This window comes from Microbacterium sp. SORGH_AS_0505 (genome assembly GCF_030818715.1).
In the GTDB taxonomy this organism is placed as follows: domain Bacteria; phylum Actinomycetota; class Actinomycetes; order Actinomycetales; family Microbacteriaceae; genus Microbacterium.
Genome location: NZ_JAUTAT010000001.1, coordinates 1,443,795 through 1,469,634, shown reverse-complemented (window position 1 = coordinate 1,469,634; position 25,840 = coordinate 1,443,795). Strand labels below are relative to the sequence as shown.

At 70.8% G+C, this 25,840-nt stretch carries 23 protein-coding genes; 10 read left to right on the top strand and 13 right to left on the bottom strand.

All coding sequences use genetic code 11. The features are described from left to right. Positions 1 to 95: 95 nt before the first annotated feature. The 3 genes from galT to QE428_RS07190 all read left to right on the top strand — a co-directional run bounded on the left by galT (position 96) and on the right by QE428_RS07190 (position 4,197). On the top strand, positions 96 to 1,280 hold the full coding sequence (gene galT, locus QE428_RS07200) for a galactose-1-phosphate uridylyltransferase (protein ID WP_307467503.1): 1,185 nt from the start codon (positions 96 to 98) through the stop codon (positions 1,278 to 1,280). Then, positions 1,277 to 2,455, top strand: a complete 1,179-nt coding sequence (gene galK, locus QE428_RS07195; protein WP_307467499.1) for a galactokinase — start codon at positions 1,277 to 1,279, stop codon at positions 2,453 to 2,455. Before galT ends, galK begins: the two co-directional genes overlap by 4 nt. 80 nt (positions 2,456 to 2,535) lie before the next feature. Beyond that, positions 2,536 to 4,197, top strand: coding sequence for an ABC transporter ATP-binding protein (locus QE428_RS07190; protein WP_091359276.1), 1,662 nt, complete (start codon positions 2,536 to 2,538; stop codon positions 4,195 to 4,197). Positions 4,198 to 4,467: 270 nt separating this feature from the next. Here QE428_RS07190 and QE428_RS07185 read toward each other — a convergent pair whose 3' ends face one another. The 3 genes from QE428_RS07185 to QE428_RS07175 all read right to left on the bottom strand — a co-directional run bounded on the left by QE428_RS07185 (position 4,468) and on the right by QE428_RS07175 (position 8,184). Continuing rightward, entirely contained in the window at positions 4,468 to 5,427 is a 960-nt protein-coding gene (locus tag QE428_RS07185) for an ABC transporter permease (RefSeq protein WP_091359274.1), read from the bottom strand. Beyond that, positions 5,424 to 6,428: an ABC transporter permease gene (locus QE428_RS07180; protein WP_133398686.1), complete on the bottom strand. Its 1,005-nt coding sequence runs from the start codon at positions 6,426 to 6,428 to the stop codon at positions 5,424 to 5,426. Before QE428_RS07180 ends, QE428_RS07185 begins: the two co-directional genes overlap by 4 nt. An 85-nt stretch (positions 6,429 to 6,513) precedes the next feature. Continuing rightward, a complete protein-coding gene (locus QE428_RS07175; RefSeq protein ID WP_165971307.1) occupies positions 6,514 to 8,184 on the bottom strand; it encodes an ABC transporter substrate-binding protein in 1,671 nt (556 codons plus the stop codon). Between the two features lie 148 nt (positions 8,185 to 8,332). Here QE428_RS07175 and QE428_RS07170 point away from each other — a divergent pair, with 148 nt between their 5' ends. From QE428_RS07170 to QE428_RS07160, 3 genes are all read left to right on the top strand, one after another. Further along, entirely contained in the window at positions 8,333 to 9,196 is an 864-nt protein-coding gene (locus QE428_RS07170; RefSeq protein WP_091359266.1) for a spermidine synthase, read from the top strand. An 88-nt stretch (positions 9,197 to 9,284) separates the two neighbouring features. Further along, a complete protein-coding gene (locus tag QE428_RS07165; protein ID WP_091359263.1) occupies positions 9,285 to 9,812 on the top strand; it encodes a hypothetical protein in 528 nt (175 codons plus the stop codon). A 43-nt stretch (positions 9,813 to 9,855) separates the two neighbouring features. Then, positions 9,856 to 10,344 (top strand): SprT-like domain-containing protein, encoded by a 489-nt coding sequence (locus QE428_RS07160; protein WP_091359260.1) that lies wholly within the window; start codon positions 9,856 to 9,858, stop codon positions 10,342 to 10,344. On the opposite strand, the gene QE428_RS07155 is transcribed toward QE428_RS07160, so the two are convergent. Next, positions 10,331 to 10,990, bottom strand: a complete 660-nt coding sequence (locus QE428_RS07155) for a 2-phosphosulfolactate phosphatase (RefSeq protein WP_091359256.1) — start codon at positions 10,988 to 10,990, stop codon at positions 10,331 to 10,333. The two genes, QE428_RS07160 and QE428_RS07155, sit on opposite strands and share 14 nt — an antisense overlap. Then, on the bottom strand, positions 10,987 to 13,446 hold the full coding sequence (locus QE428_RS07150) for a glycoside hydrolase family 3 protein (protein ID WP_307467485.1): 2,460 nt from the start codon (positions 13,444 to 13,446) through the stop codon (positions 10,987 to 10,989). Before QE428_RS07150 ends, QE428_RS07155 begins: the two co-directional genes overlap by 4 nt. Positions 13,447 to 13,537: 91 nt before the next feature. Between QE428_RS07150 and QE428_RS07145 the strand changes: the two genes are divergently transcribed. Further along, positions 13,538 to 14,044, top strand: coding sequence for a hypothetical protein (locus tag QE428_RS07145; protein ID WP_091359250.1), 507 nt, complete (start codon positions 13,538 to 13,540; stop codon positions 14,042 to 14,044). Between the two features lie 51 nt (positions 14,045 to 14,095). Here the strand turns inward: QE428_RS07145 and QE428_RS07140 are convergent, their stop codons facing one another. From QE428_RS07140 to QE428_RS07115, 6 genes are all read right to left on the bottom strand, one after another. After that, positions 14,096 to 15,562 (bottom strand): ABC transporter permease, encoded by a 1,467-nt coding sequence (locus QE428_RS07140; RefSeq protein WP_307467481.1) that lies wholly within the window; start codon positions 15,560 to 15,562, stop codon positions 14,096 to 14,098. Further along, on the bottom strand, positions 15,559 to 16,320 hold the full coding sequence (locus QE428_RS07135) for an ABC transporter ATP-binding protein (protein ID WP_091359243.1): 762 nt from the start codon (positions 16,318 to 16,320) through the stop codon (positions 15,559 to 15,561). Before QE428_RS07135 ends, QE428_RS07140 begins: the two co-directional genes overlap by 4 nt. 89 nt (positions 16,321 to 16,409) lie before the next feature. Further along, positions 16,410 to 17,051, bottom strand: coding sequence for a response regulator transcription factor (locus QE428_RS07130; RefSeq protein WP_133398690.1), 642 nt, complete (start codon positions 17,049 to 17,051; stop codon positions 16,410 to 16,412). Next, on the bottom strand, positions 17,048 to 18,247 hold the full coding sequence (locus QE428_RS07125; RefSeq protein ID WP_307467476.1) for a sensor histidine kinase: 1,200 nt from the start codon (positions 18,245 to 18,247) through the stop codon (positions 17,048 to 17,050). Before QE428_RS07125 ends, QE428_RS07130 begins: the two co-directional genes overlap by 4 nt. Positions 18,248 to 18,318: 71 nt before the next feature. Further along, positions 18,319 to 19,263: a diacylglycerol kinase family protein gene (locus QE428_RS07120; RefSeq protein ID WP_307467471.1), complete on the bottom strand. Its 945-nt coding sequence runs from the start codon at positions 19,261 to 19,263 to the stop codon at positions 18,319 to 18,321. A 327-nt stretch (positions 19,264 to 19,590) separates the two neighbouring features. Then, entirely contained in the window at positions 19,591 to 20,049 is a 459-nt protein-coding gene (locus tag QE428_RS07115; RefSeq protein ID WP_091359232.1) for an Lrp/AsnC family transcriptional regulator, read from the bottom strand. A 117-nt stretch (positions 20,050 to 20,166) separates the two neighbouring features. Between QE428_RS07115 and QE428_RS07110 the strand changes: the two genes are divergently transcribed. Next, on the top strand, positions 20,167 to 21,576 hold the full coding sequence (locus QE428_RS07110; RefSeq protein WP_307467466.1) for a DUF6421 family protein: 1,410 nt from the start codon (positions 20,167 to 20,169) through the stop codon (positions 21,574 to 21,576). Positions 21,577 to 21,647: 71 nt separating this feature from the next. Here QE428_RS07110 and QE428_RS07105 read toward each other — a convergent pair whose 3' ends face one another. Next, on the bottom strand, positions 21,648 to 23,069 hold the full coding sequence (locus QE428_RS07105) for an MFS transporter (RefSeq protein ID WP_307467463.1): 1,422 nt from the start codon (positions 23,067 to 23,069) through the stop codon (positions 21,648 to 21,650). A 65-nt stretch (positions 23,070 to 23,134) separates the two neighbouring features. On the opposite strand from QE428_RS07105, the gene QE428_RS07100 reads away from it, so the two are divergent. Further along, positions 23,135 to 24,202 (top strand): low specificity L-threonine aldolase, encoded by a 1,068-nt coding sequence (locus QE428_RS07100; RefSeq protein WP_133398695.1) that lies wholly within the window; start codon positions 23,135 to 23,137, stop codon positions 24,200 to 24,202. A 37-nt stretch (positions 24,203 to 24,239) separates the two neighbouring features. Here QE428_RS07100 and QE428_RS07095 read toward each other — a convergent pair whose 3' ends face one another. Continuing rightward, positions 24,240 to 24,866, bottom strand: coding sequence for an NUDIX hydrolase family protein (locus QE428_RS07095; RefSeq protein WP_091359221.1), 627 nt, complete (start codon positions 24,864 to 24,866; stop codon positions 24,240 to 24,242). A gap of 112 nt (positions 24,867 to 24,978) precedes the next feature. Between QE428_RS07095 and QE428_RS07090 the strand changes: the two genes are divergently transcribed. Then, a complete protein-coding gene (locus tag QE428_RS07090) occupies positions 24,979 to 25,638 on the top strand; it encodes an alpha/beta hydrolase (protein ID WP_307467456.1) in 660 nt (219 codons plus the stop codon). Positions 25,639 to 25,840: the final 202 nt, after the last annotated feature.

The window sequence follows — 25,840 nt, the reverse complement described above, 5'->3', positions numbered from 1 at the left end:
CTCCCCTGCCCGGACTTCGCCTCGCGAATGCGTGCTCGACTCCGGAGACTCGCGTGATGTTGACGATAACATAGCCGTTCGGCTACCGTGTTGACGTGAACACACCGGAGAACGGCACGCACGCGCCCGCCGAGACGAGTGACCTCGGCGCCGGCGTCGTCAAGCGCAGCACCCGCCTGGCCGACGGCCGCGAGCTGATCTACTTCGACGACCCGGGCACGACGCTCGGCGTCGACCGCGCCGTCGACGCCCGCGACCTCGGCGCGCGGCCCGAGACCGCCACCATGCGGCAGGACGTCCTGACGGGCGACTGGGTCTCGATCGCCGCGAACCGCCAGAACCGCGCTTTCCTGCCCCCTGCCGAACTCGACCCGCTCGCACCGCAGACCGCGACCAACCCCTCCGAGATCCCCTCGGTGTACGACGTCGCCGTCTTCGAGAACAAGTCGCCCTCGTTCGGTCCCGCCCTCGCCGAGGCCACGGACGACGTGCCCGCCGGCATCGACCCGCCGCGCGGACTCGACGACCTCGCGCACCTCGGTCTCGGTCGCACCCGCACGAGCGTCGGCCGCACCGAGGTCGTCTGCTTCTCGCCCGAGCGCACCGGGTCGTTCGGCACGCAGACCGTGACGCGCGCCCGCACCGTCATCGAGGCGTGGGCCGACCGCACCGCAGCCCTCTCGGCGCTGCCCGGCATCGAGCAGGTCTTCCCGTTCGAGAACCGCGGCGAGGCCATCGGAGTGACGCTGCAGCACCCGCACGGGCAGATCTACGCCTACCCCTACGTCACCCCGCGGACGACCCGCCTGCTCGACTCGATCGATCGGACCGCCCCCGATCTGTTCCAGCGCATCCTCGAGTTCGAGCAGGCCGGGCCCCGCGTGCTGCTGCGCGGCGAGCACTGGACCGCGTTCGTGCCGTTCGCCGCGCGCTGGCCGATCGAGATCCACATGCTCCCGCATCGCCACGTCGCCGACTTCGCGGGCCTGACCGACGAGGAGAAGAACGAGCTCGCTCCGCTCTACCTGCGTCTGCTCCGCGGCGTCGACGCGCTCTACGAGTCCGAGACGCCGTACATCGCCGCCTGGCACCAGGCGCCGGTCCACGTCGGCCGCGAGACGGTGCGCCTGAGCCTGCAGCTCACGAGCCCGCGCCGCGCCGCCGACAAGCTCAAGTTCCTCGCCGGATCCGAGGCCGCCATGGGCGCCTGGATCGGCGACGTCCCCCCGGAGGATGCCGCCGCGCGCCTCCGCACCGCCATCGAAGGAGTCACGCTGTGACCGCTGCCGCCGAGGCCCGGAGCCTCTTCGCCACCCTCACTGGATCCGAGCCGGTCGGACTCTGGTCGGCTCCCGGCCGCGTGAACCTGATCGGCGAGCACACCGACTACAACGACGGCTTCGTCTTCCCGTTCGCGACGCCGCACCGCACGCACGTCGCGCTCGGAAGACGCGCGGACGGCCGCATCCGCGTCGTCTCGACCTTCGACGAGGCACCGGTCGAGGTCGCCCTCGCCGACCTCGACGCGCTCTTCCCCGAGCGCCGCGACGAGGTCGTCGAGTGGGCCCGCTATCCGCTCGGTGTCGCGTGGGCGCTGCTGCAGGCGACCGGGACGGATGCGGCATCCGTCACCGGTGTCGACCTCGCCTTCGCCTCGGACGTCCCCGTCGGCGCAGGGCTCTCGTCGTCGGCGGCCATCGAGGGCGCGACCGGTTCGGCCCTGAACGACGTGTGGGGCCTGGGCCTCGACCGCGTCGCGCTCGCCCAGGCCGGCCGCCGCGCCGAGAACGAGGCCGTCGGGGCCCCGACCGGGATCATGGATCAGATGGCGTCGATGCTCGGTGAGACGGATGCCGGGACCTTCCTCGACTGCCGGAGCCTCGACGCCCAGGTGGTCGAACTCGGCTTCGACGCGTCGGGCCTCGAGCTCATGGTGATCGACACCCGCGTCGCCCACGCCCACTCGACCGGCGGCTACGGCGAGCGCCGAGCGGCGTGCGAGCGCGGCGCTCAGGCGATGGACGTCCCCGCCCTCCGCGACGTGAGGGTGGATCAGCTCCCCCGCGTCGAGGAGCTCGTCGACGAGCAGACCTACCGCCGCGTGCGTCACGTCGTGACCGAGAACCAGCGCGTGCTCGACACCGTCCGCACACTCCGCGAGCAGGGCCCGCGTGCCATCGGCGACCTGCTGTACGCCTCGCACGCCTCGATGCGCGACGACTTCGAGATCTCGGTGCCCGAGCTCGACCTCGCCGTCGAGACCGCCCGTGCGAACGGCGCGATCGGCGCCCGCATGACCGGCGGCGGCTTCGGCGGCTCGGCGATCGCGCTCATCGAGCGCGACGCCGTACCCGCGGTGCGCGAGGCGGTGCTCGCGGCCTTCGCCGCCGCGGGCCACACCGAGCCGCACGTCTTCACGGTCCGGCCCTCCGAGGGCGCCCGCCGCGACGGCTGAGACACCGCGGGTCGTTACGGCTGGGTAAAGCCGGGCGATCCACCCGTGCGCAGGCGGCGGGCGGAGGGCAGGATGGGGGAATGCCCTTCGAGACCTCCCCCGCCCCCGGCGCGCCCCTCCTGCAGGTCCGCGACCTCGCCGTCGAGTTCCAGACCATCGACGGCTCCGTGCGGGCGGTCGAGGGCGTCGACCTCGACCTCGCCGCCGGCGAGACCGTCGCGATCGTCGGAGAGTCCGGCTCGGGCAAGTCGACGACGGCGATGGCCGTGATCGGCCTGCTCGCCGGCAACGGTCGCGTCGCGCAGGGCAGCATCCGCCTCGACGGCCAAGAGCTCGTCGGGGCCTCCGAGTCGACGATGCGAGGCATCCGCGGCGCACAGATCGGACTCGTCCCGCAGGACCCGATGTCGAACCTCAACCCGACATCGAAGATCGGCACTCAGGTCGCCGAGACCCTGCTCGCCCACGGACTCGCGACCAGGAAGGACGTCGACCGCAAGGTCGTCGAGACCCTCGCCGCCGCGGGCCTGCCGAACGCAGAGGACCGCGCGAAGCAGTACCCGCACGAGTTCTCGGGCGGCATGCGCCAGCGCGCGCTCATCGCGATCGGGCTCGCCTGCAACCCCCGTCTGCTCATCGCCGACGAGCCCACGAGTGCGCTCGACGTGACCGTGCAGAAGACGATCCTCGACCAGCTCGGACGCATGACCACCGAGCTCGGCACCTCGGTCCTCCTCATCACGCACGACCTGGGGCTGGCCGCCGAGCGCGCCGCCCGCGTCGTCGTCATGCACCGCGGACGCATCGTCGAGCAGGGCCCGGCCCGGCAGATCCTCGAGGACCCGCAGCATCCCTACACGCAGTCCCTCGTGCAGGCGGCGCCGTCGGTCGCCGTCGCTCGGTTGCGTCCCGAGGCGTTCACCGAGCCGACTCCGGATGCCGCACCGAAGCCGGTCGACAACATCGTCGAGGTCGAGGGACTCACCAAGCTCTACAACGTCCGCGGCCAGAAGGAGGACTTCGCTGCCGTCAAGGACGTGTCGTTCTCGATCCCGCGCGGAGAGACCGTCGCGATCGTCGGCGAGTCGGGTTCCGGCAAGACGACGACTGCGCGGATGCTGCTGAAGGTCGTGGACCCCACGGAGGGCGTCATCCGCTACGACGGCACGGACGTGGCATCCCTCAAAGGACGACAGCTCCGCGAGTTCCGTCAGAAGGTGCAGCCGATCTTCCAGGACCCGTACTCGTCGCTGAACCCCATGTTCACGATCGAGCGGATCGTGCAGGAGCCGCTCGACTTCTACAACCGCGGGTCGGCGAAGGACCGCGCCGCGCGCGTGCGGAAGCTGCTCGACGACGTCGCCCTGCCCGCGTCGATGCTGCGCCGCTACCCGTCGGAGCTCTCCGGAGGCCAGCGCCAGCGCGTCGCGATCGCGCGCGCGCTCGCTCTGTCGCCGGAGCTCATCGTGTGCGACGAGCCCGTGTCGGCGCTCGACGTGCTCGTGCAGGACCAGATCCTGACCCTGCTCCGCGACCTGCAGACCGAGTACGGCCTCAGCTACCTCTTCATCTCGCACGACCTCGCCGTCGTTCGGTTGATCAGCGACTACGTCTGCGTCATGAAGGACGGCGCGCTCGTCGAGGCGGCCTCGAGCGAGGAGATCTTCACGAACCCGCGTGACCCGTACACGCGGAACCTGCTCTCCTCGATCCCCGGCAACGAACTCGACATCGCCGTCTGACCCGGGTTCCGCGCCGATACGCCCCGACGCGCGTTCCGTATTCAGTCTCGCGACGATCGGCGAGGACGTTTTCGCACGTCATCTCGTGCCCTTCGTCCCCTCTCCGCGCCGCGGAGACTGAATACGGAACACCGGCACACCCGCCCACTCGCCATCCCCGGGCAGCGAAGCGATCCCGGTGGGCCGGACAGTCGGGGAAGGGGCCCTGTCGTCCGACCCGCCGGGATCGCGGAGCGGTACCAGCGGTGTCAGCCGCGCTCCTGCAGAAGCTCAGCGCCCGCGCGTCCGCGGGTCCATGGCCTCGCGCAGCGCCTCACCGAACAGCGTGAATCCGAGCGCCGTGATGGCGATGCAGATACCGGGGAGGAACGCGAGCCACGGCGCGATCGCGAGTTCGGCCTGCGCGTAGGTGAGCATGCGGCCCCACTCCGCCGTCTCGGGGCGCCCGCCGCCGAGGCCGAGGAACGACAGCGCCGCGGCGTCGATGACGGCCGTCGCGAGCGACAGGGTGCCCTGCACGATGACGGGGCCTACCGCGTTCGGCAGGACGTGGGTCATCGTGATGCGCCCGCGACCGAGGCCCAGGGTCTGTGCCGACAGGACGTAGTCCGCCGAGCGCTGCTGCAGCATCGAGGCGCGGAGCAGGCGCGCGAAGATCGGCACCTGCGCGACACCGATGGCGATCATGACCGAGTTCTGGTTCTGACCGAGGATCGCGGCGATCGAGACGGCGAGCAGCAGGCTCGGCACCGACAGCAGGATGTCGACGAGTCGCATGATGACGTTGTCGACCCAGCCGCCGAACGTCCCGGCGATGAGGCCCAGCAGCATCCCTCCGATGAGGCCGTAGGCCGTCGAGACGACACCGATGAGGAGGGATGCCTGTGCTCCCCAGATGAGCTTCGACACCACGTCGCCGCCGAAGCGGTCGAGGCCGAGCGGGAACGCGGCGATCTCGCCGGGCCCGGGGATGTACGTCGGGGTGATCTCGCGTGCTCCGGGCAACGCCGTCTCGGGGTACGGGGCGAGCAGCGGGGCGAGGAGGGCGACCACCACGAACAGCAGCACGATGGCGAGGCCCACCCACGCGGTGGGGCTGCGCCGGAGCCGGCGGAAGACGTCGTGCCAGAAACCGCCGCGCGGGGCGCCGCCGGTGCCCGCGGTGAGGACGGCGACGGTCGAGTCGTCGGCGGCGCTGCCGCCTGCGGCGGGGGGAAGGACGGTGCTCATGAGACCCTCACTCTCGGGTCGATCAGGCTGTACGAGACGTCGACGAGCAGGTTGATGAGCGCGTAGACGATCGCGATGAAGATGATGAAGCCCTGCAGCACGGCGAAGTCGCGGTTGAAGATCGCGCTGGAGAGGAACGACCCGATACCGGGGAACGCGAAGACCGTCTCGGTGAGGATCGCCCCCGACAGCAGCAGGCCCGCCTGCAGACCGATCGTCGTGATGACCGGGAGCATGGCGTTCCGCAGGATGAATCGGTTGCGCAGCAGCGCACCGGGAACGCCCTTGGCCTTGCCCGTGCGGACGTAGTCGGCGTTCTGCACTTCGAGGACGGATGCCCGGGTGATGCGCACGATGATCGCGAGAGGGATCGTGCCGAGGGCGATGGCCGGCAGGATCAGGTGCAGGATCGCGTCCCACGCGGCGTCGAATTCGCCCGTGATCAGCCCGTCGAGCACGTAGAAGTTCGTGTAGTGGGTGGCCTCGATGCGAGGGTCCTGACGTCCGTCCGACGGGAGCCAGCCGAGCTGGACCGCGAACACGTACTTCAGGATGAAGGCCAGGAAGAACACCGGCACGACGATCCCCAGCAGGCTGAAGACGACGGCGGTGCTGTCGGCTGCCTTGCCGTGGCGGCGCGCGGCCCAATAGCCGAGCGGCACGCCGACTCCGACGGCGATGATCAGCGCCGCGACCGAGAGCTCGATGGTCGCCGGGAACCGGCGGAGGAACTCGTCGAGCACCGGCTGGCTCGTGCGCAGCGAGGTGCCGAAGTCGCCCGACAGCAGTCGCCCGATCCAGGTGAAGTACTGCTCGATCAGAGGACGGTTGAATCCGTAGAGCTCGTTGATCCGAGCGACGGCTTCGGGGGTGGCCTTCTCGCCCAGGAGCGCCTGGGCGGGACCGCCGGGGAGGGTTCGGACCCACCAGAAGAGCAGGATGCTCAGGCCGAGGAGGGTGGGGATCAGCAGCAGGAGCCTATTGCCGATGGTTCGCAGCACGGGTGTCGCTTTCGTGGAGGTCGGTGCGGGGCGGGAGGTCATCCCGCCCCGCACCGGTCAGGCAGCAGGCGCTGCCTCGATCGGCTTACTTCGTGAGGACGATCTGGCTGAACACCTCATCGTTCACGGGGCTCGCCGGGTAGCTCTCGACGCGGGAGTCGAAGGCCAGCGTGGGAGCCGGGTGGGCCAGCGGGACGCCGGGGATGAACTTCGCGACCTCTTCGTTGATCTCCGAGTAGAGCTTCGTCTGCTCGTCGAGGTCCGCGATGCCGCGGGCGTCGGTGAGGTCCTGGAAGAGCTCGGGGTTGTCGAAGCCCCACTCCGCCGACTTCTGGCCGAAGAAGACGCCGAGGAAGTTGTCGGTGTCGTTGTAGTCACCGGTCCAGCCCAGCAGGTGGATGCCGTGGTCCGTGCCGCCCGTGATGAGGTCGAGGTACTCGCCCCACTCGTTCGACTTCGGCGTGGCCTCGACGCCGACGTCCTTCAGCTGGGACGACAGAACCGTGAAGATCTGCTCGGGGTCCGGCATGTAGGGACGCGAGACGTTGACCGGGTAGTTGAAGGTCAGCTTCAGCGGGTTGGCCTCGGTGTAGCCGGCCTCGGCGAGGAGCGACTTGGCCTTCTCAGGGTCGTAGTCGTAGGTCGTGACGTCGGCGTTCCAGCCGTTGACGCTCGGCGGCATGAACTGCGTCGCCTTCTCGGTGCCCTCGGGGAGGACCTGCGAGATCAGGGCGTCCTTGTCGACCGCGTACGAGAGCGCCTCACGGACCTTCGGGTCCTGGAGTTCCTCGACCGCCTGGTTGAAGGCGAGGTACAGGATCGTGAAGGGCGGGCGGGACACCATCGTGAAGCCGGCGTCCTCGAGCGCTCCGGTGTCGGCGGGACCCACGAGGTCGTAGCCGTCGATCGAGCCGGACTCGAGAGCCTGGCGACGCGCGGTGGGGTCGTCGATCGTGCGGAAGATGATCTTGTCGATCTGGCCCTTGTCGCCCCAGTAGTCGGCGTACGAGCTCAGGGTGACCTGCTCGCCGCGGGACCACTCGTCGAACTTGTAGGGGCCGGTGCCGGCCGGGTGGCCGGTGGCGTATTCGCTGAGGGTCGGAGCCTCGGCGGTCCCGCCCACCTCGTCGGCCTTGTACTCCTCGAGCGCCTTCGGCGACTGCATCCCGAAGGCTGGCAGCGACAGCGCGGCGACGAAGCCGGCGAAGGGCTTCTTGAGGGCGATCGTGACGGACGAGTCGCCGTCGGGCGTGCACGAGTCGTACACGGCCGCGTCGGGGCTCGACGCGTAGCCCTTGAAGAGCTTGTTGTAGTAGTACCCGAGCGCCTCGCTGGCGGCCAGGCCCTCCCAGTTGTACCAACGGTCGAAGTTGACGCAGACGGCCTCGGCGTTGAACGGGGTGCCGTCGTGGAACGTCACGTCCTTCTTGAGGGCGAACGTGTAGCTCAGCGCGTCGTCGGACGTCTCCCACGACTCGGCGAGGAGAGGGGCGGGGTCGGCCGTACCGGGCTCGGTGCCCACGAGGCCTTCGAAGATCTGGCGCGAGACGCGGAACGTCTCGCCGTCCTGGGCGAAGGCGGGGTCGAGGCTCGCGGGGTCGGACGACGCCGCGAAGACGAACGTGCCGTCGACGTCCGCGGGTCCTTCCGCGTTGTCGTCGCCGCCTCGCTGACTGGCGCACGCGCTGAGCGCGAGCGCACCGATGACGAGGGCCGCGGCGCCCGCGACCACCCGCTTCCGGGAAATGGGGAGCATTGCTGTGCACCTTCCGATGGGGCTCGTCGGCGGCGCGCCAGGAGGCGGCGCTGCCGAAGGGATGCGGCTGACGCTACCGTCCACACTGCCGGTAAGCGGTTACAGCTGTATCTCGATCGTGTTTCTTCCTGCGGGCTACCGTAGTCGGATGGCCCGCTCCCGCGCCCCCCTCGACCCGCCTGTCGCCAGACTGTCCGACGGGAGGCAGGCGCGCATCATCCCCGGCCGGTTCGCCGGCGGGTGGGAATTGGTCGTCGAGACCACCCCGCAGTCGCACGTCGATCTCGACGATCCGTCGCATCTCCACTTCGAGTACGTCGCCCGTATGGGCGCCGTCATCGATCAGATGGGGATGCCGGGAGAACCCCTCACCGCGGTGCATCTCGGCGCGGGCGCCATGACCCTCCCCCGGTACGTCGAGCACACCCGACCGGGGTCGCGGCAGCAGGTCATCGAGCTCGAGCAGGCGCTCGTCGACCTCGTCCGGGAGCACCTCCCCCTGCCGCGCACGGGTCAGCTGCGCGTGCGGATCGGCGACGCCCGCGACGTCGCGGCGCGCCTCCCTCCCGGCATCGTCGGCCAGGTGGACCTCGTCGTCTCGGACGTGTTCGCCGGCGCGCAGACGCCCGCCCACATCACGAGCGTCGAGTACTACCGGATCCTCGCGGGGCTCCTCGCGCCGACCGGCATCCTGCTCGTCAACATCGCCGACGGCAGCGGGCTCGCCTTCGCCCGCAGGCAGGTCGCGACCGTCCGCTCCGTCCTCGAGCACGTCGTCGTCCTCGCCGAGGTGCGGACGCTCAAGAGCGGGCGGTTCGGGAACATCGTCATCGCGGCCTCACCCTCCGAGCTGCCGATGGAGTGGCTGCCGCGTCTGATGGCGGCCGGACCCCATCCCGCGAAGGTCGCCCACGGCGCCGAACTCGAGGCGTTCGCGCGCGATGCGCGGATCATGACGGATGCCGATTCCACCCCGTCCCCGAAACCTGCGGCATCCGTCTTCGACCGCTGAGGCCACGACGCGCGGCGCGCCCTCAGCGCATTCCGGGCGAGCCGCGGCGACACTGGAGACACACGTTGCAGGGTCGGAAGGAACAGCTGTGGGCTTCATCAAGGGATACGACCCGGAGACTCTCCGAGAGATCGTCGACCTCGACGAATGCCAGGCACGCCTCGCCGACCTCGGCGAGCAGCGGAGCCTCGCGGCGATGCTCGAGAAGGTGTGGCTGCTGAAGGTCCTCGGACGCCTCGACGACGCTCTCGTCGTCTCGGAGGAGTCCGTGCGCGTGGCCCGCATGGCCGGCACACGCAAGGACCTGCTGCGCGCCCGGATGCTGCACGCGAGCGTGCAGCAGTTCCGCGGCGCATACGCCGCCGCGATCCACGAGCTCAACACGTGCGTCGAGGAGGCCGAAGGCCAGGGCTGGTCGGCGGTCGCTGCCTTCGGATGCCAGCACCGCGGCAAGGTCCACTTCGACGCGGGCGACGACGCCGCAGCACGCGCCGACTTCAAGAAGGCGCTGTTCCTGCGGCAGGAGGCGGGCGCTCCCGAGGATCAGCTCGAGTCGACGCTGCTCGCCATCGACGCCGTCGACCGTCGCCGCAACAGCACGACGGTCGCCGGCTGAGACCTTCGACCCGAGTGTCGTACCTGCGTCCTATCGTGCTGGCATGAGCGACCTCATCGACGTGCGCCGCGAGGCCGAGACGCTGCTGCGGCAGCTGCTCGACGACTCGTGGAGCTTCGCCTTCGACAACGCCAAACGGCGCGCCGGCGCGTGCGACTACCTGCGCAAGCGCATCACCCTCTCGCGATACCTGGCCGCGCGCTACGACGCCGAGACCAACCGTCAGACGATCCTGCACGAGATCGCCCACGCGATCGCGGGCGCAGCCGCCGGGCACGGCGCGGAATGGAAGCGCATCGCGCGCTCACTCGGATACACCGGCGGCGTCACCCATCGCGGCGAGACGGCGACGGAGCTCGCTCCCTGGGTCGGCGTGTGCCCCGCCGGACACGTCGCATACCGCCACCGCAAGGCGACGCGGGCGACGTCGTGTGCGCGCTGCGCGCCGACGTTCGACGAGCGCTACCTGATCACCTGGCGGCGCCGCGAGATCACCGCTGCGACCCGGCGCGAGGCCCTCACGCCGCGCTGACCACCTCGTAGGCCTGCCACACGCCGTCACGGAGGACGGGGACCGTCTCGTCCGCGTCGTGAACCGCGGCGGCGAGCACCTCGTCGCGGCGACCGGCGTCGAGCAGTTCCTGGCCGGAGCCACTCGCCGTGAGGAGATGGCGGACCGCCGACCGGAGACCCCGGAACGCTTCGGATGCCGCCGCGGCCTCCGGCGACGAGTGATCCAGACCGATCGTCTCGAGCGCGGCGAACACCGCGCCCGCGCCGAGCTGGTCCTCGACGGAGAAGCGCAGGACCGCGGCATCCCCCGGTCCGTGCAGTTCGCCGGCGGCGACGATGCTCACGCTCGTCCGCGCCGCGCGACGGTTCTGCTCCGCGAGGACCGCCTGTGCGACGGCGGTCGCATTGCGGAGGCTCCCGAGGAAGACGGTCGCGCCCGTCTCTGCTGCGGCAGTCGCGACTGCCGCCCCGTTGCGCGACACGGCGTGGGCGGCCTCGTCGTGCGTCACCGTCTCGCCGGCGGCGACGCGTGCCGAGACCGTCGACGAGAAACGCAGGACATCGACGACGACGACCACATCGGCGGGTGCGAGACGGGTCAGCCCGTCCCGCCCCCAGTCGAAGCGCAGCTGATAGCGGGACTGATCGAACGGGCTCGCGGTCATCCCTCCAGCGTACGAGCGTCGACGACCGGCTTCAGCGACATGACGAGCCCGAGGACGTTCCGGGCCGTCCGCTGGAGTTCACCCCGCGTGATCCCTTCCTCACGGGCGAGGGAGTCGAGGATCGTCGTGTCGGCCTGCGCTTGGGGAGCGGCATCCCGTTTCACACCTCCGGGCATGAGGACGTCGACCTGTGCGCGGACGCGGTAGGCGTTGTCCTCGAGGGCGGGGAAGTCGGGATCGACGGCGTTCTCGATCCACCAGTCGGTGATGACGACGCCCTCGTAGCGCCATTCCTCGCGGAGGATGACGGTCGCGAGGTCGTAGTGATAGTGCGCCCACACGCCGTTGATCTGGTTGTACGAGGTCATGATCGCGCGGGGCGCGGCCTCGCGGACGCAGATCTCGAACCCGCGCAGGTAGATCTCGCGGAGCGCCCGCTCCGAGACGCGCGAGTCGTTGCGGGTGCGGTTGGTCTCCTGGTTGTTCGCGGCGAAGTGCTTGGGGCACGCCGACAGGCCCGTGCGCTGCACTCCGCGCACCACGGCTGCCGCGATCCGGCCGGTCACGACCGGGTCCTCGCTGAAGTACTCGAAGTTCCGCCCGCACAGCGGGTCGCGATGGATGTTCATGCCGGGGCTCAGCAGGACGTCGGAGCCCTTCCGGCGCATCTCCTCTCCGTGAAGTGCGGCGAGCTCCTCGATGAGGGCCGTGTTCCAGGTCGAGGCGAGCGCCGTCCCCGACGGGAGCAGCGACGCGTACGCCGACAGACGGATGCCGCTCGGTCCGTCCGTCGTGGTGACGGGCGACACGCCCTTCGCGCGAAGCGACTCGGAGACCCCGCCGAGCACCCCCGCGTTGCCGGGCGCGCCCAGCGGGCTGTCCATCGTGACGTCGCCCCGCGCCAGGAGCGACAGTTCCTCGTCGGTGAGCTGGGCGACGAAGTCGTCGAGGGATGCCGCGCCGCGAGCGACGGCGGCGAGGTCGATGCCCCGGTCCCCGGTCTGCGCGAACTCCGCCGGCAGCGATCCGAGAACGCGCTCGGCACGGGAGACGGTGCGGGTGGGGACGCTCTCGTGGGCGACGACGGCCGAGCCGTCGTCCGCGCGGCCCACGGTGAGCCGCTCGAACGCGTGGACGGGCGCGGCGACCTCGGTCGCGGTGCGCACGACGCGCGTTTCGGGCACCTCGAACGCGGCGACGCGCGCCGCGGAGCGGACGTCGGTTCCGACGAACACGGGGTACGCGCCCGCTTCCAGGACCCAGGCGCTCCGCGTCCCCGTCGCGCCGCCGTCGTCGTAGGAGGCGAGGTCGTCGAGCCGGACGTCGAGGTGGACGGTCTCGCTCGCGCCGGGGGCGAGCAGGCCGGTCTTGCCGAAGGCCGCGAGGTGGCGCGCGGGCTTGCCGAGGGCGCCGTCGGGCGCGCCGGTGTAGACCTGCACGACCTCCTTGCCGGGACGTGCGCCGGTGTTGGTCACGGTGACGTCGAGTCGGACCGTCTCGGCATCCGTCGTCGCCTCGGTCGCCAGCGCGAACGTCGTGTACGAGAGTCCGTGCCCGAAGGGGAAGAGCACCCGGTCGGGGGCGAAGGTCTCGAAGTAGCGATAGCCGACGAAGACGTCCTCGGCGTAGACGTTGACGTCGAGGTGGCCGAAGTTCGGCGCACTCGGATAGTCCTCGTAGGTGAGGGCGATCGTGTCGGTGAGCTTGCCGCTCGGGGTCTGCTCGCCCGACAGCACGCCCGCGACGGCGCGCGCACCCTCCATTCCGCCCTGCCACGCGAAGAGCACCGCGCCGATCCGATCGCCGTAGTCGACGACCCACGAGAGGTCCATGACATTGCCGGCATCCACGACGACGACCGTGTGGGCGAAGTGCGAGGTGACGGAGTCGAGGAGCGTCCGCTCGTCGGCCGTCAGGTAGTAGCTGCCGGGTTCGAGGATGCTGTCGCGCGCCTCGCCCGCGGCGCGTCCGATCGCGACGACGGCGGTGTCGGCACGGGAAGCCGCAGCTGCGACATCGGCGTCGGCGACGGCCATCTCGGGGAAGTGGTGCGGCCACTCGCCCCAGGTGGCGGCGAAGGCGGGGCGGTTCGCCGCCGACCAGGTCGAGTACCGCGTCGCGAGCTCGTCGTCGACCCGGACGCCCGCGTCGCGGAGACCGGCGAGGAGGTTCCAGATGTAAGGCACCTTCACGTCGCCGCCGGAGCCGTAGCCGACCGCGAACCAGTCGATCTGCACGCGCCCGAACACGGCGACCGCACGCTCACCGAGCGGCAGGGTCCCGTCGTTGGTGAGGAGGACGACGCCCTCGGTGGCCGCGACCCGCGCCGCCTCGGCCAGAGCCGGGTCGAGGGTGGGGTCGGTGTCGAGCAGCATCGAGGAGATCTGCGCGACCGACTCGACGGGGGCGAGGGTGTGCGAGCGGTCGCCGGATTCGATGGCGGGTTCGAGGGGCATAGCGGTCTTTCCGGAGGGTCGACGATGACGTCGCGGGAGTGGGAGCGCTCCCAACGTATCGAGTGCCGAAGAGGAATGCGAGAGTGGTCCGATGCGGATCCTCCTGAAGCTCGAGCTCGACTGCACCGCGGATGCCGCTTGGCGGGCCCTCCACTCGCCTCGCGCCGTCACCGAGCTCTACGGCCCTCTGCTCGACATGGCCCCGATGGCCGGCGAGCTCCCGACCTCGTTCGAGCCGGGGACCGACGTGCCGGTCGAGATCCGCGCCCTCGGCATCATCCCCGCCGGCCAGCAGCTCATCCACGCGAGCGACCGGTACACCGAGGACACGAACGGTCCGGTGCGGATCTTCCGGGACAGCGGCATCCCGCTGACCGGTGCACTCGCCGCCCTCGACGTCTGGGACCACCAGATGGCGGTGAGCCCGCTGCCGGGGGATCCCACGCGGACGCTCTGGCGCGATCGGCTCACGATCGGCGGAGCCGCGGCCCTGCCCCTGTGGCCCGTCCTGTGGGCGGCGTGGCAGTACCGCGGCATGCGCCTGCGCGCCCTGGCGCCCACCTGGTCGTACGACCCGCCGGCTGCCGAAGCCGACTGACGGACGGATGCCGCGCCTCCCCGCGCCCGTGGCAGGGAGGCGCGGCACCGGTCACTCGGCGAGCGCCTCGACGGGAGCCGTGCGCGTCGCGATCCGGGTCGGAGCGACCGCTGCCCCGAGGGTGAGTGCCGCGGTCGCGACGATCACGATCGCGACGGGGACCAGCGGGATCGCCGGGGCGACGAACGTCGGCGACAGCCACAGCGGCGGCATGGCGACGGATCCGAGGAGCGACTGCGCCGCGACCCAGCCGTACAGGATGCCGAGCGCCAGGCCGAACAGGAGCGCCGTGACGGTGACGTGCGCCGCTTCGATGAGCACCATGCGGCGGATCTGCGCGGAGGTGAGCCCGAGAGCGCGCAGGAGACCGAGCTCCCGCTTGCGCTGCACGATGCCGATCGTGAGGAGGTTCACGAGACCGACGGCGGCGATCACGGCGCTGACGGCGACGAGGCACATCATGACCGTCGAGAAGACGTCCATCATCTCGTTGAAGCTCGCATCCGGCTCACCGCCCGCCGATGCCGCTACGAGGGACTTCGCCGACTCGGCGGCGACGGCGAACATCACGACGAGCGCGACGCCCATGACCACGCCGATCGCCATGCGGCTCGACCGCTCCGGATAGCGGACCGCGTTCTCCGCGGCCAGGCGCGCGGTCACGGACCTTCCGAACAGACGCCCGGTGGCTTTCAGGAGCGGCGGCATGACTGATACCGCGCTGATCGATACGGCGGTGAAGGAGAAGAGTCCGCCGAAGAACGCGACGAGCACGCCGGCGGGGCTCAGGAGGCCGAGGAGGAGTCCACCGACCAGGAGCACGACACCGATCGCGCCGAGGACCACCGCGCCCGTCCTGCGTCCGCGCTTCGCGGCGATCTCCTCACGCGAACGCTCGACCGAGCCGCCCAGCGCCTCGAGAGGTGTCACCGCCAGCACCCGGCGAGACCCCGACCACGCGGCGATCCAGGTCGTGAGCGCGACGGCGATCGCCGGCAGGAGCAGCACGGGCTGCAGCGGCGACCACTCCGAGGTGACCCCGAGGGCGCGGTTCAGTACGGGGACGGCCACGACCACCCCGGCCGTCGTCACCACGAGGCCGAGGACCGCACCGATGGCACCCACGACGAGTCCCTGGGTCGCGACCTCGCTGCGCTGCGAGCGCGCGGTCGCGCCGATGAGACGCATGAGCGCGATGCGGCGGGTGCGCCCGGCGATGATCGTCGAGAACGTGTTGGCGGTGACGATCGCGGCGACGTAGACCGCGACGGCGAGCAGGATGCCGCTGAGCAGCGCCAGCACGACCACCATCGTGCCGGACGAGCCGTACTCCGGGTTCGACCCGAGCACGACGGCGAGATAGCCGGTCGCCGACAGGAGCACGACGCCGAACGCCGTCGAGATGGCCGAGACGAGGACCGTCGCCCCCATGCCACGCTCTCGCAGCCAGGCGAAGCGGGACGCCCGCGGGGCTTCGGGGACGATGGTGTTCACCACCGATGGGGCGATGGCGGTCATGCGGTCACCTCCGTGCTGAGCATGTGAGCGGAGATCTGCTCGGCGGTCTGACGGGGCTTGTCGGCGACGATGCGCCCGTCTCCGAGGAACAGGACGCGGTCGGCGTACGACGCGGCTACGGGGTCGTGGGTGACCATGGCGATCGACTGACCGTGCTCGCGGCTGGCGGCGGCAAGCAGCGAGAGCACCTCGCGGCCCGACCGCGAGTCGAGGTTTCCGGTGGGCTCGTCGGCGAAGACGAGGTCGGGGGCGGTCGCGAGGGCGCGCGCGATCGCGACGCGCTGCTGCTGGCCGCCCGAGAGCTGGTGCGGACGGTGGCCGAGGCGCGGGCCGAGGCCGAGGGTCGCGACGAGTCCGTCGATGCGCGCCTTCTCCTGCGAGGTGGGCCGGCGTCCGTCGAGGTCGAACGGCAGCGTGATGTTGCTGATCGCGTCGAGGGTCGGGACGAGGTTGAAGGACTGGAAGACGAAGCCGACCCGCCGGCGGCGGAGGATCGTGAGCTCGACGTCGGAGAGCCCGGTGATCTCGGTGTCGCCGATCCAGACCGAGCCGGAGGCGGGCGCGTCGAGGCCGGCCATGATGTGCATGAGCGTCGACTTGCCCGAGCCCGACGGGCCCATGATGGCGGTGAACTCGCCACGACGGATGCCGACGGTGACGTCGTCGAGCGCGCGGACGGCGTTCTCGCCGCCGCCGTAGGTCTTCGTGAGGTTCTGGACGCGGGCGGCGAGGCCCATCTCGGTGGTCGTGATCTGCATGTCTCCGACGCTACGGAGAGGCCCCGGTGCGCCGCGTCGGTCGCTCGTCGCGACCTCCTACATCGGGAGGATGATCCCGTGTGCGCCGATCAGGCGAGTCCGTGCTCGAAGGCGAAGACGACCAGCTGCACGCGGTCGCGGAGCGATAGCTTCGCGAGGATGCGCGAGACGTGCGTCTTGACCGTCGCCTCTGAGAGGAACTCCCGTGCGGCGATCTCGGCGTTCGAGAGACCCCGTGCGGCGAGGGCGAAGATCTCGCGCTCGCGGTCCGTGAGCTCACCGAACGTCGGCGGGACGGCGCGCACGGGTTCGTTCAGCTGCGCGAAGAGTTCCCGCGTCGCGGCGGCCGCGATGACCGACGAGCCCGCGTGCACCGTGCGGATCGCGGCGAGGAGGAACTCGGGATCGGCGTCCTTCAGCAGGAACCCGCTCGCCCCGCGCTGGATGGCCCGGGCCGCGGCCTCGTCGAGGTCGAAGGTCGTCAGCATGACGACCTTCGGCGGCTCGGCGTCGGCGAGCAGTGCCTCGGTCGCGGCGAGCCCGTCCATCACCGGCATCCGGATGTCCATGAGGACGACGTCGGGGCGCGTCTGGCGGACGACCTCGATCGCCTGCGCGCCGTCGGAGGCCTCGCCGACGACCTCGAGGTCGGGTTGCGAGGCGACGACCATCCGGATGCCGGCACGGAACAGGGCCTGGTCGTCGACGAGGACGACGCGGATGACGCTCACCGAGCGCTCCTCTCGAGGGGGTCGGGGTTCTCGGACGCGGATCCGGTGGGCAGCGAGGCCTCGACGGTGAAGACGCCGTCTGCGGCCGCGGCATCCAATCGACCGCCGATCAGTTGCGCGCGCTCGCGCATGCCGATCAGACCGTGGCCGCCGGTGCGCCGCTCCGCTCCCTCGGGGACGGGGGCGACCTCGTTGCGGACGCGCAGCTCGACACGATCCGGGTGCCACGCGAGCGAGACGTCGACGCCGGTGGCGGCGCCGTGGCGGAGCGCGTTCGTGAGGGCTTCCTGCAGGATGCGGTAGACCGACAGCTGCACGGATGCCGCGACCTCGCCGCGCGGCGCCGGGTCGACGTCCACCCGCAGCTCGACGCCCGCCGCGCGCACCTGGGCGTAGAGCTGCTCGAGGTCGGCGAGCGTCGGCTGCGGCCCCTCGGCCTGCGAGTGGCGGAGCTGGGTGAGCAGCAGGCGCACGTCCGAGAGGGCGGAGCGCGCAGTGGACGAGATGGTGCCGAGCGCCGCGGCCTGGGCGTCGGGATCGGATGCCGCGGCGTACCGCGCGCCGTCCGACTGGGCGATGATGACCGCGAGCGAATGCGCGACGATGTCGTGCATGTCGCGAGCGATGCGGGTGCGTTCCTGCTCGGCGACCGTCTGCTCCTCGGCGCGCGACTGCGCGGCTCGGTTGGCGCGGGCGCGCATCGCGGTGCGGACGAGGGCGCCGGCGGTCCACGAGAGACCGAGTGCGAACAGCGCCGCCAGCAGGACGAAGATCAGCGTCGGGACGTCGGAGAGCGACCCGCTTCCGAGGAACGCCCATCGGAAGAGATAGATCGTGATCGTTCCGGAGCCGACGACGACCGAGGCGAGACCGAGCCAGAACACCAGCCTCGTACCGTAGGCGGCGGTCGCGAAGAGCACCGCGAAGATCGCGATGTCGGCGAACCCGGGACCGCGGCCGAGCCCCATCTGCACGATCGCGCCACCCCAGGCGACGGCGAGGGCGAGGCCCGGCGAGAACCGGCGGAGTCCGAGTGCGCCGGAGAGGAGCAGCACGACCGGTATCGCTCCCCATCCGCCGATGTCGTACGACGAACTGGTCGACGTGCCCAGCTCATACGGAAGCGACACCAGCGCGAACAGCACCGCGACGGACGCGTCGACGGCGACCTGGTACGGGCGGAGCGAGCGGAACACCCTTGAACGCTACGCGGTCGGGGTCGGGCGAGGCATCCGTCTGGGGATGTATCCGCCCTCAGATCTATCCGTCATTCCCGCGCGGGCAGGTAGACCCGCAGGCCCTCGGGGACCGCGCGGACCCGCAGACGGAAGCCGTCCTGCCCCACCTCTTCGAGCTCGCCGTCGTGCACCCAGATGTCGGGGGCACTGCCGGCACGGACCTCTATCTCGAAGTCCTCGTCGAGGATGCGTTCGATGTCGGATGCCGGGGGCATCACGCGGAGTGCGCGCAGGATCGTGACGGTCTTCTCCCCGAACGCGAGCGACGCGATGGCCCGCGCCCGCGTCCCGCGAGCGTGGTGCACGCGGACGTCGATGACGGGCTCGTCGAGCGTCGCACGCTGCATCGTGGCGATGCGATCGGGGTCGTTGGGTCCGACGCCGGCGAACACCGACCAGACCGAGGCGCGCTTGCCGCCGCGGGCGATGTCGACCGCGTGAGCATCGTGCATCTCTCTCCAGGCGGCAACGGCGCCGCCCCACCACTTGCCCAGGCTCGTGCGACGCTCGCGCTCGGCGAGGAACTCGGGGTACGCCCCGAGCGAGACGGCGTTCAACACCGTGATCGGGTCAGCTCCGTTCACCGAGGCCTCGGCGACCGCGACGGGCCGGATGTTCGCCGCTGCATAGGCGTCGAGTCCAGCATCGACGTCGGGGATGCCGGCCGACCGGGCGAAGTGATTGAACGTGCCGTTCGGCAGGACGAGGAGGGTCAGGTCGTGGCGGCGCGCGAGGTGCGCCGCTCGCGAGACCGACCCGTCGCCGCCGAGGATCGCGAGCACGCGGGGCGGTTCCTCCTCGGCCATGGCCTCGGCCACGACGTCATCGAGAGTCTCGTCCTCGGCGAGTTCGCGGATGGTGGCCCCCGGCATCCGGCGACGCACGTCGGGAACCCGGTCGGGCCGTCCCAGCGAGGCGCCGGATCGACTGTTCGCGACGACGAGGACCTCGCGGCCGATGGGGGTGTCGCTCATGCCTCCACGCTAGGCAGGGCGAGCCGGTCCCGCCTCCTCTTGACAGCGCGCGGGCGTCAGCCGGGCGGCACGCGCCGGGGCGCGCGTGCCGGACGGGACGCGCGCGCAGGCCGGCGTCCCCGCCGAATCACCACTGACGTGCCGAATCACCACCCCGTGGCGCGCATTCGAGTGGTGACTCGGCAGTCGAGTGGTGACTCGGCGCGGGGATGCCGGGGCGCGGGCACCGGCACCGCCCGCGGGATCGGGCGCGGCACGGGCGCATGGCGCACGGGGCGCGGCACGGGCGCATGGCGCACGGGGCGCGGCACGGGATGCCGGCGGGCGTCAGGCGGGCGAGATCGGACGGTGCTCGAAGAAGGTCTGCAGCACGACCGTCGTGCGGGTGTTCACGGACGCGGCGGAACGGATGTCGCGGATCAGCCGCTCGAGGTCGCGCGGAGTCGCGACGCGGACGAACAGCATGTAGGCCGCGTCGCCCGCGATGGAGTGGCACGCCTCGATCTCGTCGAGGTGCGCGATGAGTTCGGGGGCGTTGTCGGGCTGGCCGGGGTCGAGCGGCGTGATCTCGACGAACGCCGCGAGCGGCTTGCCCGCGATCTCGGGATCGATGACGGCGCGGTAGCCGGCGATCAGCCCCCTCGCCTCGAGCCGTCGGACGCGCGCCTGCGTCGCCGACACCGACAGCCCTGCGACCGCGGAGAGCTCCGCCAGCGTCGCCCTCGCGTTGGCCGAGAGCGCAGCGATGATCGCGGAATCGGCGGGGTCGGTCTCGTCTGCGGGCACGCTCCGACGCTACCGCAGCCAGGTTGCACACGAGATCCTTACGGCCTTACGCTGAAATCACCGGAAATCTTCCCGTTAAGCGCCGGGAAACCGTCAAGAACCGATAGGAGGTCCACCATGAGCACCGTCACTACATCGACGATCATCGGAATGCCCGAGGTCGTCGAAGACGCCCGCGTGGCCGAGACCTCCGAGGCCTGGGCGCTGCTGCGGGATGCCGCGACCGCCCTGCAGGACCTGCAGACCACCGACGGCTCGGTACCCGACCCCGCCGACCACGACGCGGCCCGCGCGCACGTCGAGGCGATCACCGCCGGCATCCGTGCCCTCTCCCCCGCCTTCCCGCACGACGCCGCCTACCTCGAGGCGAGCGTCGCCGACTTCGACCGGTGGGCGTCCGACGACTTCGCGGTGCCCGATTTCCTCGACTCGCTCATGGCCTTCCAGCCGCAGCAGAACCGCATCGACGGCCTCCGACACCTCGTCGTGTTCCCGATGTACACGCAGAACGGCACCCGCGACCGCAAGGTCGAGGCCGTCCTCGTCGAGACGATCTGGCCGGAGTTCATCGCCGAGCTCGAGCAGACCTATACGAACCGTCTGTTCGTGTCCTTCCGTCTGCTCGATTTCACCCCGGGCTACGACACGAACTCGGCCGTCCTCTTCCCCGAGACGGTCGCCATGCGCGAGGTGCCGACCTTCACGTGGGGCGCGATCTTCCAGGACCGCGAGGCCGCACGCTACCGCCGCGTCGTGCGGGCGGCATCCGAGATCACCCGCCTCGAGCTGCCCGAGGCCGCCGCCCGTCTGCTCGACGACCAGCGCTTGGCAGAGAAGACGTTCGTCATGTGGGACCTCATCCACGACCGCACCCACATGCGCGGCGACCTGCCGTTCGACCCGTTCATGATCAAGCAGCGGATGCCGTTCTTCCTGTACTCGCTCGAGGAGCTGCGCTGCGACCTGACGGCGTTCCGCGAGTGCGTCGCGATCGAGAAGGACCTGTCGGCGAAGCCGACGCGGACGGATGCCGAAGGCGAGATGCTCGAGCACGCCGGCCTCGTGCAGTACGCGGTCATCTTCGACCGCATCTTCCGTTTCGCGATCACCGGCACCCGCGTCCGAAACTACGACGGGCTCGGCGGTCAGCTGCTGTTCGCCTGGCTGCACCAGCGCGGGGTCCTGCACTGGACCGACACCTCGCTCGCGTTCGAGTGGGACCGCGTCGCCGACGCCGTCATCGCGCTGAGCGACGCGATCGACCGGCTCTACTGGGAGTCGATCGACCGCCCGAAGGTGGCGCACTGGCTCGCCGCCTACGACCTCGTGCGCACGACCGTGACGCCCCACCCCGCGTCGCAGTGGGCCCGCGGGCTGTCCGACGAGATCCTCGCCGGCCCGCCCAAGGGGTACACCGACGCGGTCCTCGACGACGAATTCCCGCTGTCGATGTTCTTCGAGGCCCTCGAGAAGAAGATGCGTCCCGTCATCGCCGGCGTCGCCGGCATCCGCGCTTCCGACGCCTAGGCGTTCGGGAGCCGCTTCGGCGTCCGAGCTCTGGGGAGACTCGGGCGCCGAAGCCGTTCCGACCCATGGCATCAGTCGGCGGCGACGCCCCCTGCCGCTTCGCGCGACGATGAAGGGATGCCGGTGGCCGGGGCCGCGGCATCCGCTTCTGCCGTCTCGGGAGCGTCGCGGTACTCGGCCGAGAGCGTCCGGTACGACCGGGTGAGGAACGCGGCGAGCGCCGCGGCCACCATGATGAGTCCGCCGACGAGGAAGATCAGCGCGATCCCCCGCATTTCGCCCTCGCCGAGCAGCCAGGACCACGTCCGCTCACCCTCGTCGGTGCGCAGGTACGGGATGATCCAGAACTCCGCGATCGGCGCGATGGCGAACGAGGTGATCGGACCGGTCGACACCTCGAGCGCGGTGGCCGCTCCGAAGACGCGGCCCTGGCGTTCGAACGGGACGACCTTCTGGATGACCGTCTGCTCGGCCGACTCGATCACCGGCACGAGGGTCATGTACGCCCAGATCCCGACCGCGTAGAGCCACCACCACTCCCGCAGCGTGAAGACCGCACCGAGCAGACCCATGACGGCGACCGCGAGCAACAGGGTGCGGATGGGGTTCTTGCCCAGCCCCTTGGCCGCGACGATGCCACCGCCGATGAGGAACCCCGTCGCCGTCACCGCGAGGACGACGCCCCACATCTTCACGTCGAACAGTTCCAGACCGTACGGGTCCATCAACGCCATGTAGAGGCCGCCGATGAGGTTGTTGAAGGTCGAGAAGAGGATGAGGGCGAACAGGCCCGGCACCGCCCGGATGGCTGCAGCCGCCCCCCGGATGTCGAGGATCTTCGAGCCCGGATCGGGCGTCGGCGCGTCTTCGGGGATGCGCACGAAGAGCAGGTGGACGAGCGGCACGGCGGTGAAGGCGATCGCGACGGCGAGGGTCCAGCCCATGCCGACGAGTCCGATCGCGAGACCCGAGAGTGCGCTCGTCACGATGAAGGCGATGCCCTGCACCGTCCCGACGAGGCCGTTGGCGTTCGCGTGGCGCTCGGTCGGCACGAGGAGGGTGACCGTCGTCGACAGGGCGATGTTGCGCAGATTCTCGACGACGGCGCCGGTCAGGATGATGCCGGAGAAGAGCCAGAACCACGGTCCGCCGAGGTCGAGGATCGCGGACTCCGGCTGGGACACGTAGATCGCACCTGCCGCGAGGAAGGCCGCGAGCGTGAAGACCCCGGAGAACACCATGACGGCGCGCTTGCGGAAGCGGTCGACGAGCGTGCCGAAGACCATGCCGAAGATCGCCAGCAGCAGCATGTAAGCGCCGCCGATGATCCCCGTGGCCAGCACGGACGTGGTCTCGAGGTACACCCAGAAGGTGAGGGCGAACCACAGGAAACTCGTCGTGACGTTCGCGACGGCCGTGTTCACGAGGACGTGCAGGAACGTGCGCATCCCGCCCGGAGGAACGGTGCGCGACGACGGTGTCGCTTCACTCATGCGGCGAGGGTATCGCCGGGCTCCGACACGGGGAAGCCCACCGGCGTGAGACCTAGGCTTAGGGGGTGACGACGCTCCACGACCCGACGATCCGTTCCTTCGCCAGCGACAACTACTCCGGGGTCCACCCCGAGGTGCTCGCGGCCATCGCCGCCGCGAACGACGGCCACCAGGTCGCGTACGGCGAGGACGTGTACACCGCACGCCTGCAGGAGGTCTTCGCGCGTCACTTCGGCGAGGACGCGCAGGCGTTCCCCGTCTTCAACGGGACCGGCGCGAACGTCACCGGCCTGCAGTCGATGCTCCCCCGCTGGGGCGCTGTGGTCGCGGCATCCACCGCTCACATCAACGTCGACGAGGGCGGAGCTCCCGAGAAGGTCGCGGGCATCAAGATCCTCAACGTGCCGACCGACGACGGCAAGCTCACTCCCGAGCTCGTCGACATGGAGGCCTGGGGCTGGGGCGACGAGCACCGCGCGCAGCCGCTCGTCGTCTCGATCACGCAGTCCACCGAGCTCGGCACCCTCTACACGCCTAACGAGATCCGCGCCCTCGCCGACCACGCGCACGCCCGCGGCATGCGCCTGCACCTCGACGGCGCACGCCTGTCGAACGCGGCCGCGGCCCTCGACCTGCCGATCCGCTCCTTCACGAAGGACGCCGGCGTCGACCTCGTCAGCGCGGGAGGCACGAAGAACGGCGCGCTCGCGGCCGAAGCGATCGTCGTGCTCGACCCGGCGGCATCCCAGGGGCTCCCCTACCTGCGCAAGCTCAACATGCAGCTCTCGTCGAAGATGCGCTTCGTCTCGGCGCAGCTGATCGCACTCTACGAGGACGACCTCTACCTGCGGAACGCCCGCCACGCGAACGCGATGGCGGCGCGACTTCGCGGGGCGATCGAGGCCGGTCTGGCGGACGGTTCGATCACCGGCGTGCGTTTCAGCCAGCCGACGCAGGCGAACGGCGTCTTCGCGACGCTGCCCGACGGCGTCGCCGACCAGCTCCGCGAGTCGTTCCGCTTCTACGACTGGGATGCCTCGAAGAACGAGGTGCGTTGGATGTGCTCCTTCGACACCACGGAGGCCGACGTCGACGCGTTCGTCGCGGCGCTGTCGCGCCTCACGCGCGGCTGACGGTCGCGCGGCGGCGCGGGTCGCGCGCGGGGCTGGGTCAGCGCAGGGCGCCGACCGAGGCGAGTGCCTGCCGGACGAGGGTCGAGCGGCCGCCCTCCATCTCGGCGGCGAGGGCGTCGGACGACGCCTCCTCGGGCGACATCCAGGTGACTTCGAGGGCGTCCTGACGCGGCTCGCACGTGCCGGTCACCGGCACGACGAACGCGAGCGAGACGGCGTGCTGCCGGTCGTCGTGGAACGCGCTCACGCCGGGGATCGGGAAGTACTCCGCGACCGTGAACGGGGCGGGCTGCGGCGGCAGCAGCGGGAAGGCCATCGGGCCGAGGTCGTTCTCGAGGTGACGGAACAGCGCGTCGCGCACGGTCTCGCCGTAGCGGACGCGCCCTGACACGATGGTGCGGGAGATCTCGCCCATCGGCGTCGCGCGCAGCAGGATGCCGACGTCGGTCACCGCGCCCATGCCGTCCAGACGCACCGGCACGGCCTCGACGTACAGCATCGGCAGGCGGCGACGCGCCTCGGCGAGCTCGACGTCGCTCAGCCACGCCGGGTTGCCGGCGGAGCCCGGACGCCCCATCGACGACCCCAGCCCGCGCAGCGGATCGCGCGAGGCGCCCTCGTCGCCCTGCTCGTTCGGGTCGGGGTCGGGAGTGCGGACGGCCATGCCTCATGTATACCCGAGCGGATGCCGCGGCGCCCCGCCCGCGGTCTCCCCGCCCGCGGTTCCCTCGCCCGCGTCCCTCGCCCGAGTCGGAGGGCTGGGGCAGGATGGACGCATGGTGGCCGCCTCCCCGCTCGATCCCGACGCCGTCCTGTGGTCCGCATCCGCCGAGGAACGCGGCGACCGTCCGCTGCTGGTGCTGCTCCACGGCTACGGGTCGAACGAAGCGGACCTGTTCAGCCTGGTGCCGCACCTGCCCGACGAGTTCGTCGTGGCCGCCGTCCGCGCGCCCCTCGCGCCGCGCTTCCCGATGCCCGGATACTCCTGGTTCACGATCGACGGCGTCGAGAGTCGCAACCACGGCGAGGTCATCGCGTCGACCTCCGCCGTCTGGGAGTGGGTCGACGAGGTGCGGAGGGATGCGGCATCCGTCGGCCTTCTCGGGTTCTCGCAGGGCGGGGTCATCGCCCTGCAGATGCTGCGGATGCGACCGCAGGCCGCCGCGTTCGCGGTCAGCCTCGCCGGGTACGCCTTCCCCGAACCTGCGGACGGGGATGCCGAGCTGGCCGAGGTGCGCCCGCCGGTGTTCTGGGGCCGCGGCGCGCGCGACGAGGTGATCCCGCCGCGCTTCGTCGATCACACGGCGCAGTGGCTGCCGAGCCACACCGACCTGAGTGGGCGCGTCTATCCGAACCTCGCGCACAGCGTCTCGGCCGAGCAGCTCGGCGACGTGCGCGTGTTCCTCGAGAAGCAGCTGACGCGTCTGCGCGGCTGACGCCCTGGCATCCGCTCGGCATCGTCGCTACCATGGTCGGCGTCCTGTCCCGAGTGTGAGGAAGAGCCGTTGAAGGCTGTCGACGCGATCGCGCTGTGATCCCGCGCTGACCCGTCGACCCTCCTCGAGGACGATGCGACGGTCCGCCCGGTGATCGATTCACCGACCGGCGCGGACCGTCCCCCTTCGACCGCAGCACACC

Excerpts from the sequence above, each read along its gene's own strand:
- QE428_RS07160 (WP_091359260.1), top strand. The coding sequence starts at position 9,856 with ATGAGCGACCTCATCGACGTGCGCCGCGAGGCCGAGACGCTGCTGCGG.
- QE428_RS07175 (WP_165971307.1), bottom strand. The coding sequence starts at position 8,184 with ATGCTCCCCATTTCCCGGAAGCGGGTGGTCGCGGGCGCCGCGGCCCTC.
- QE428_RS07170 (WP_091359266.1), top strand. The coding sequence starts at position 8,333 with ATGGCCCGCTCCCGCGCCCCCCTCGACCCGCCTGTCGCCAGACTGTCC.
- QE428_RS07145 (WP_091359250.1), top strand. The coding sequence starts at position 13,538 with ATGCGGATCCTCCTGAAGCTCGAGCTCGACTGCACCGCGGATGCCGCT.
- QE428_RS07185 (WP_091359274.1), bottom strand. The coding sequence starts at position 5,427 with ATGAGCACCGTCCTTCCCCCCGCCGCAGGCGGCAGCGCCGCCGACGAC.
- QE428_RS07120 (WP_307467471.1), bottom strand. The coding sequence starts at position 19,263 with ATGAGCGACACCCCCATCGGCCGCGAGGTCCTCGTCGTCGCGAACAGT.
- QE428_RS07190 (WP_091359276.1), top strand. The coding sequence starts at position 2,536 with ATGCCCTTCGAGACCTCCCCCGCCCCCGGCGCGCCCCTCCTGCAGGTC.
- QE428_RS07150 (WP_307467485.1), bottom strand. The coding sequence starts at position 13,446 with ATGCCCCTCGAACCCGCCATCGAATCCGGCGACCGCTCGCACACCCTC.
- QE428_RS07090 (WP_307467456.1), top strand. The coding sequence starts at position 24,979 with ATGGTGGCCGCCTCCCCGCTCGATCCCGACGCCGTCCTGTGGTCCGCA.
- QE428_RS07135 (WP_091359243.1), bottom strand. The coding sequence starts at position 16,320 with ATGCAGATCACGACCACCGAGATGGGCCTCGCCGCCCGCGTCCAGAAC.
- QE428_RS07095 (WP_091359221.1), bottom strand. The coding sequence starts at position 24,866 with ATGGCCGTCCGCACTCCCGACCCCGACCCGAACGAGCAGGGCGACGAG.
- QE428_RS07155 (WP_091359256.1), bottom strand. The coding sequence starts at position 10,990 with ATGACCGCGAGCCCGTTCGATCAGTCCCGCTATCAGCTGCGCTTCGAC.
- QE428_RS07105 (WP_307467463.1), bottom strand. The coding sequence starts at position 23,069 with ATGAGTGAAGCGACACCGTCGTCGCGCACCGTTCCTCCGGGCGGGATG.
- QE428_RS07110 (WP_307467466.1), top strand. The coding sequence starts at position 20,167 with ATGAGCACCGTCACTACATCGACGATCATCGGAATGCCCGAGGTCGTC.
- QE428_RS07140 (WP_307467481.1), bottom strand. The coding sequence starts at position 15,562 with ATGACCGCCATCGCCCCATCGGTGGTGAACACCATCGTCCCCGAAGCC.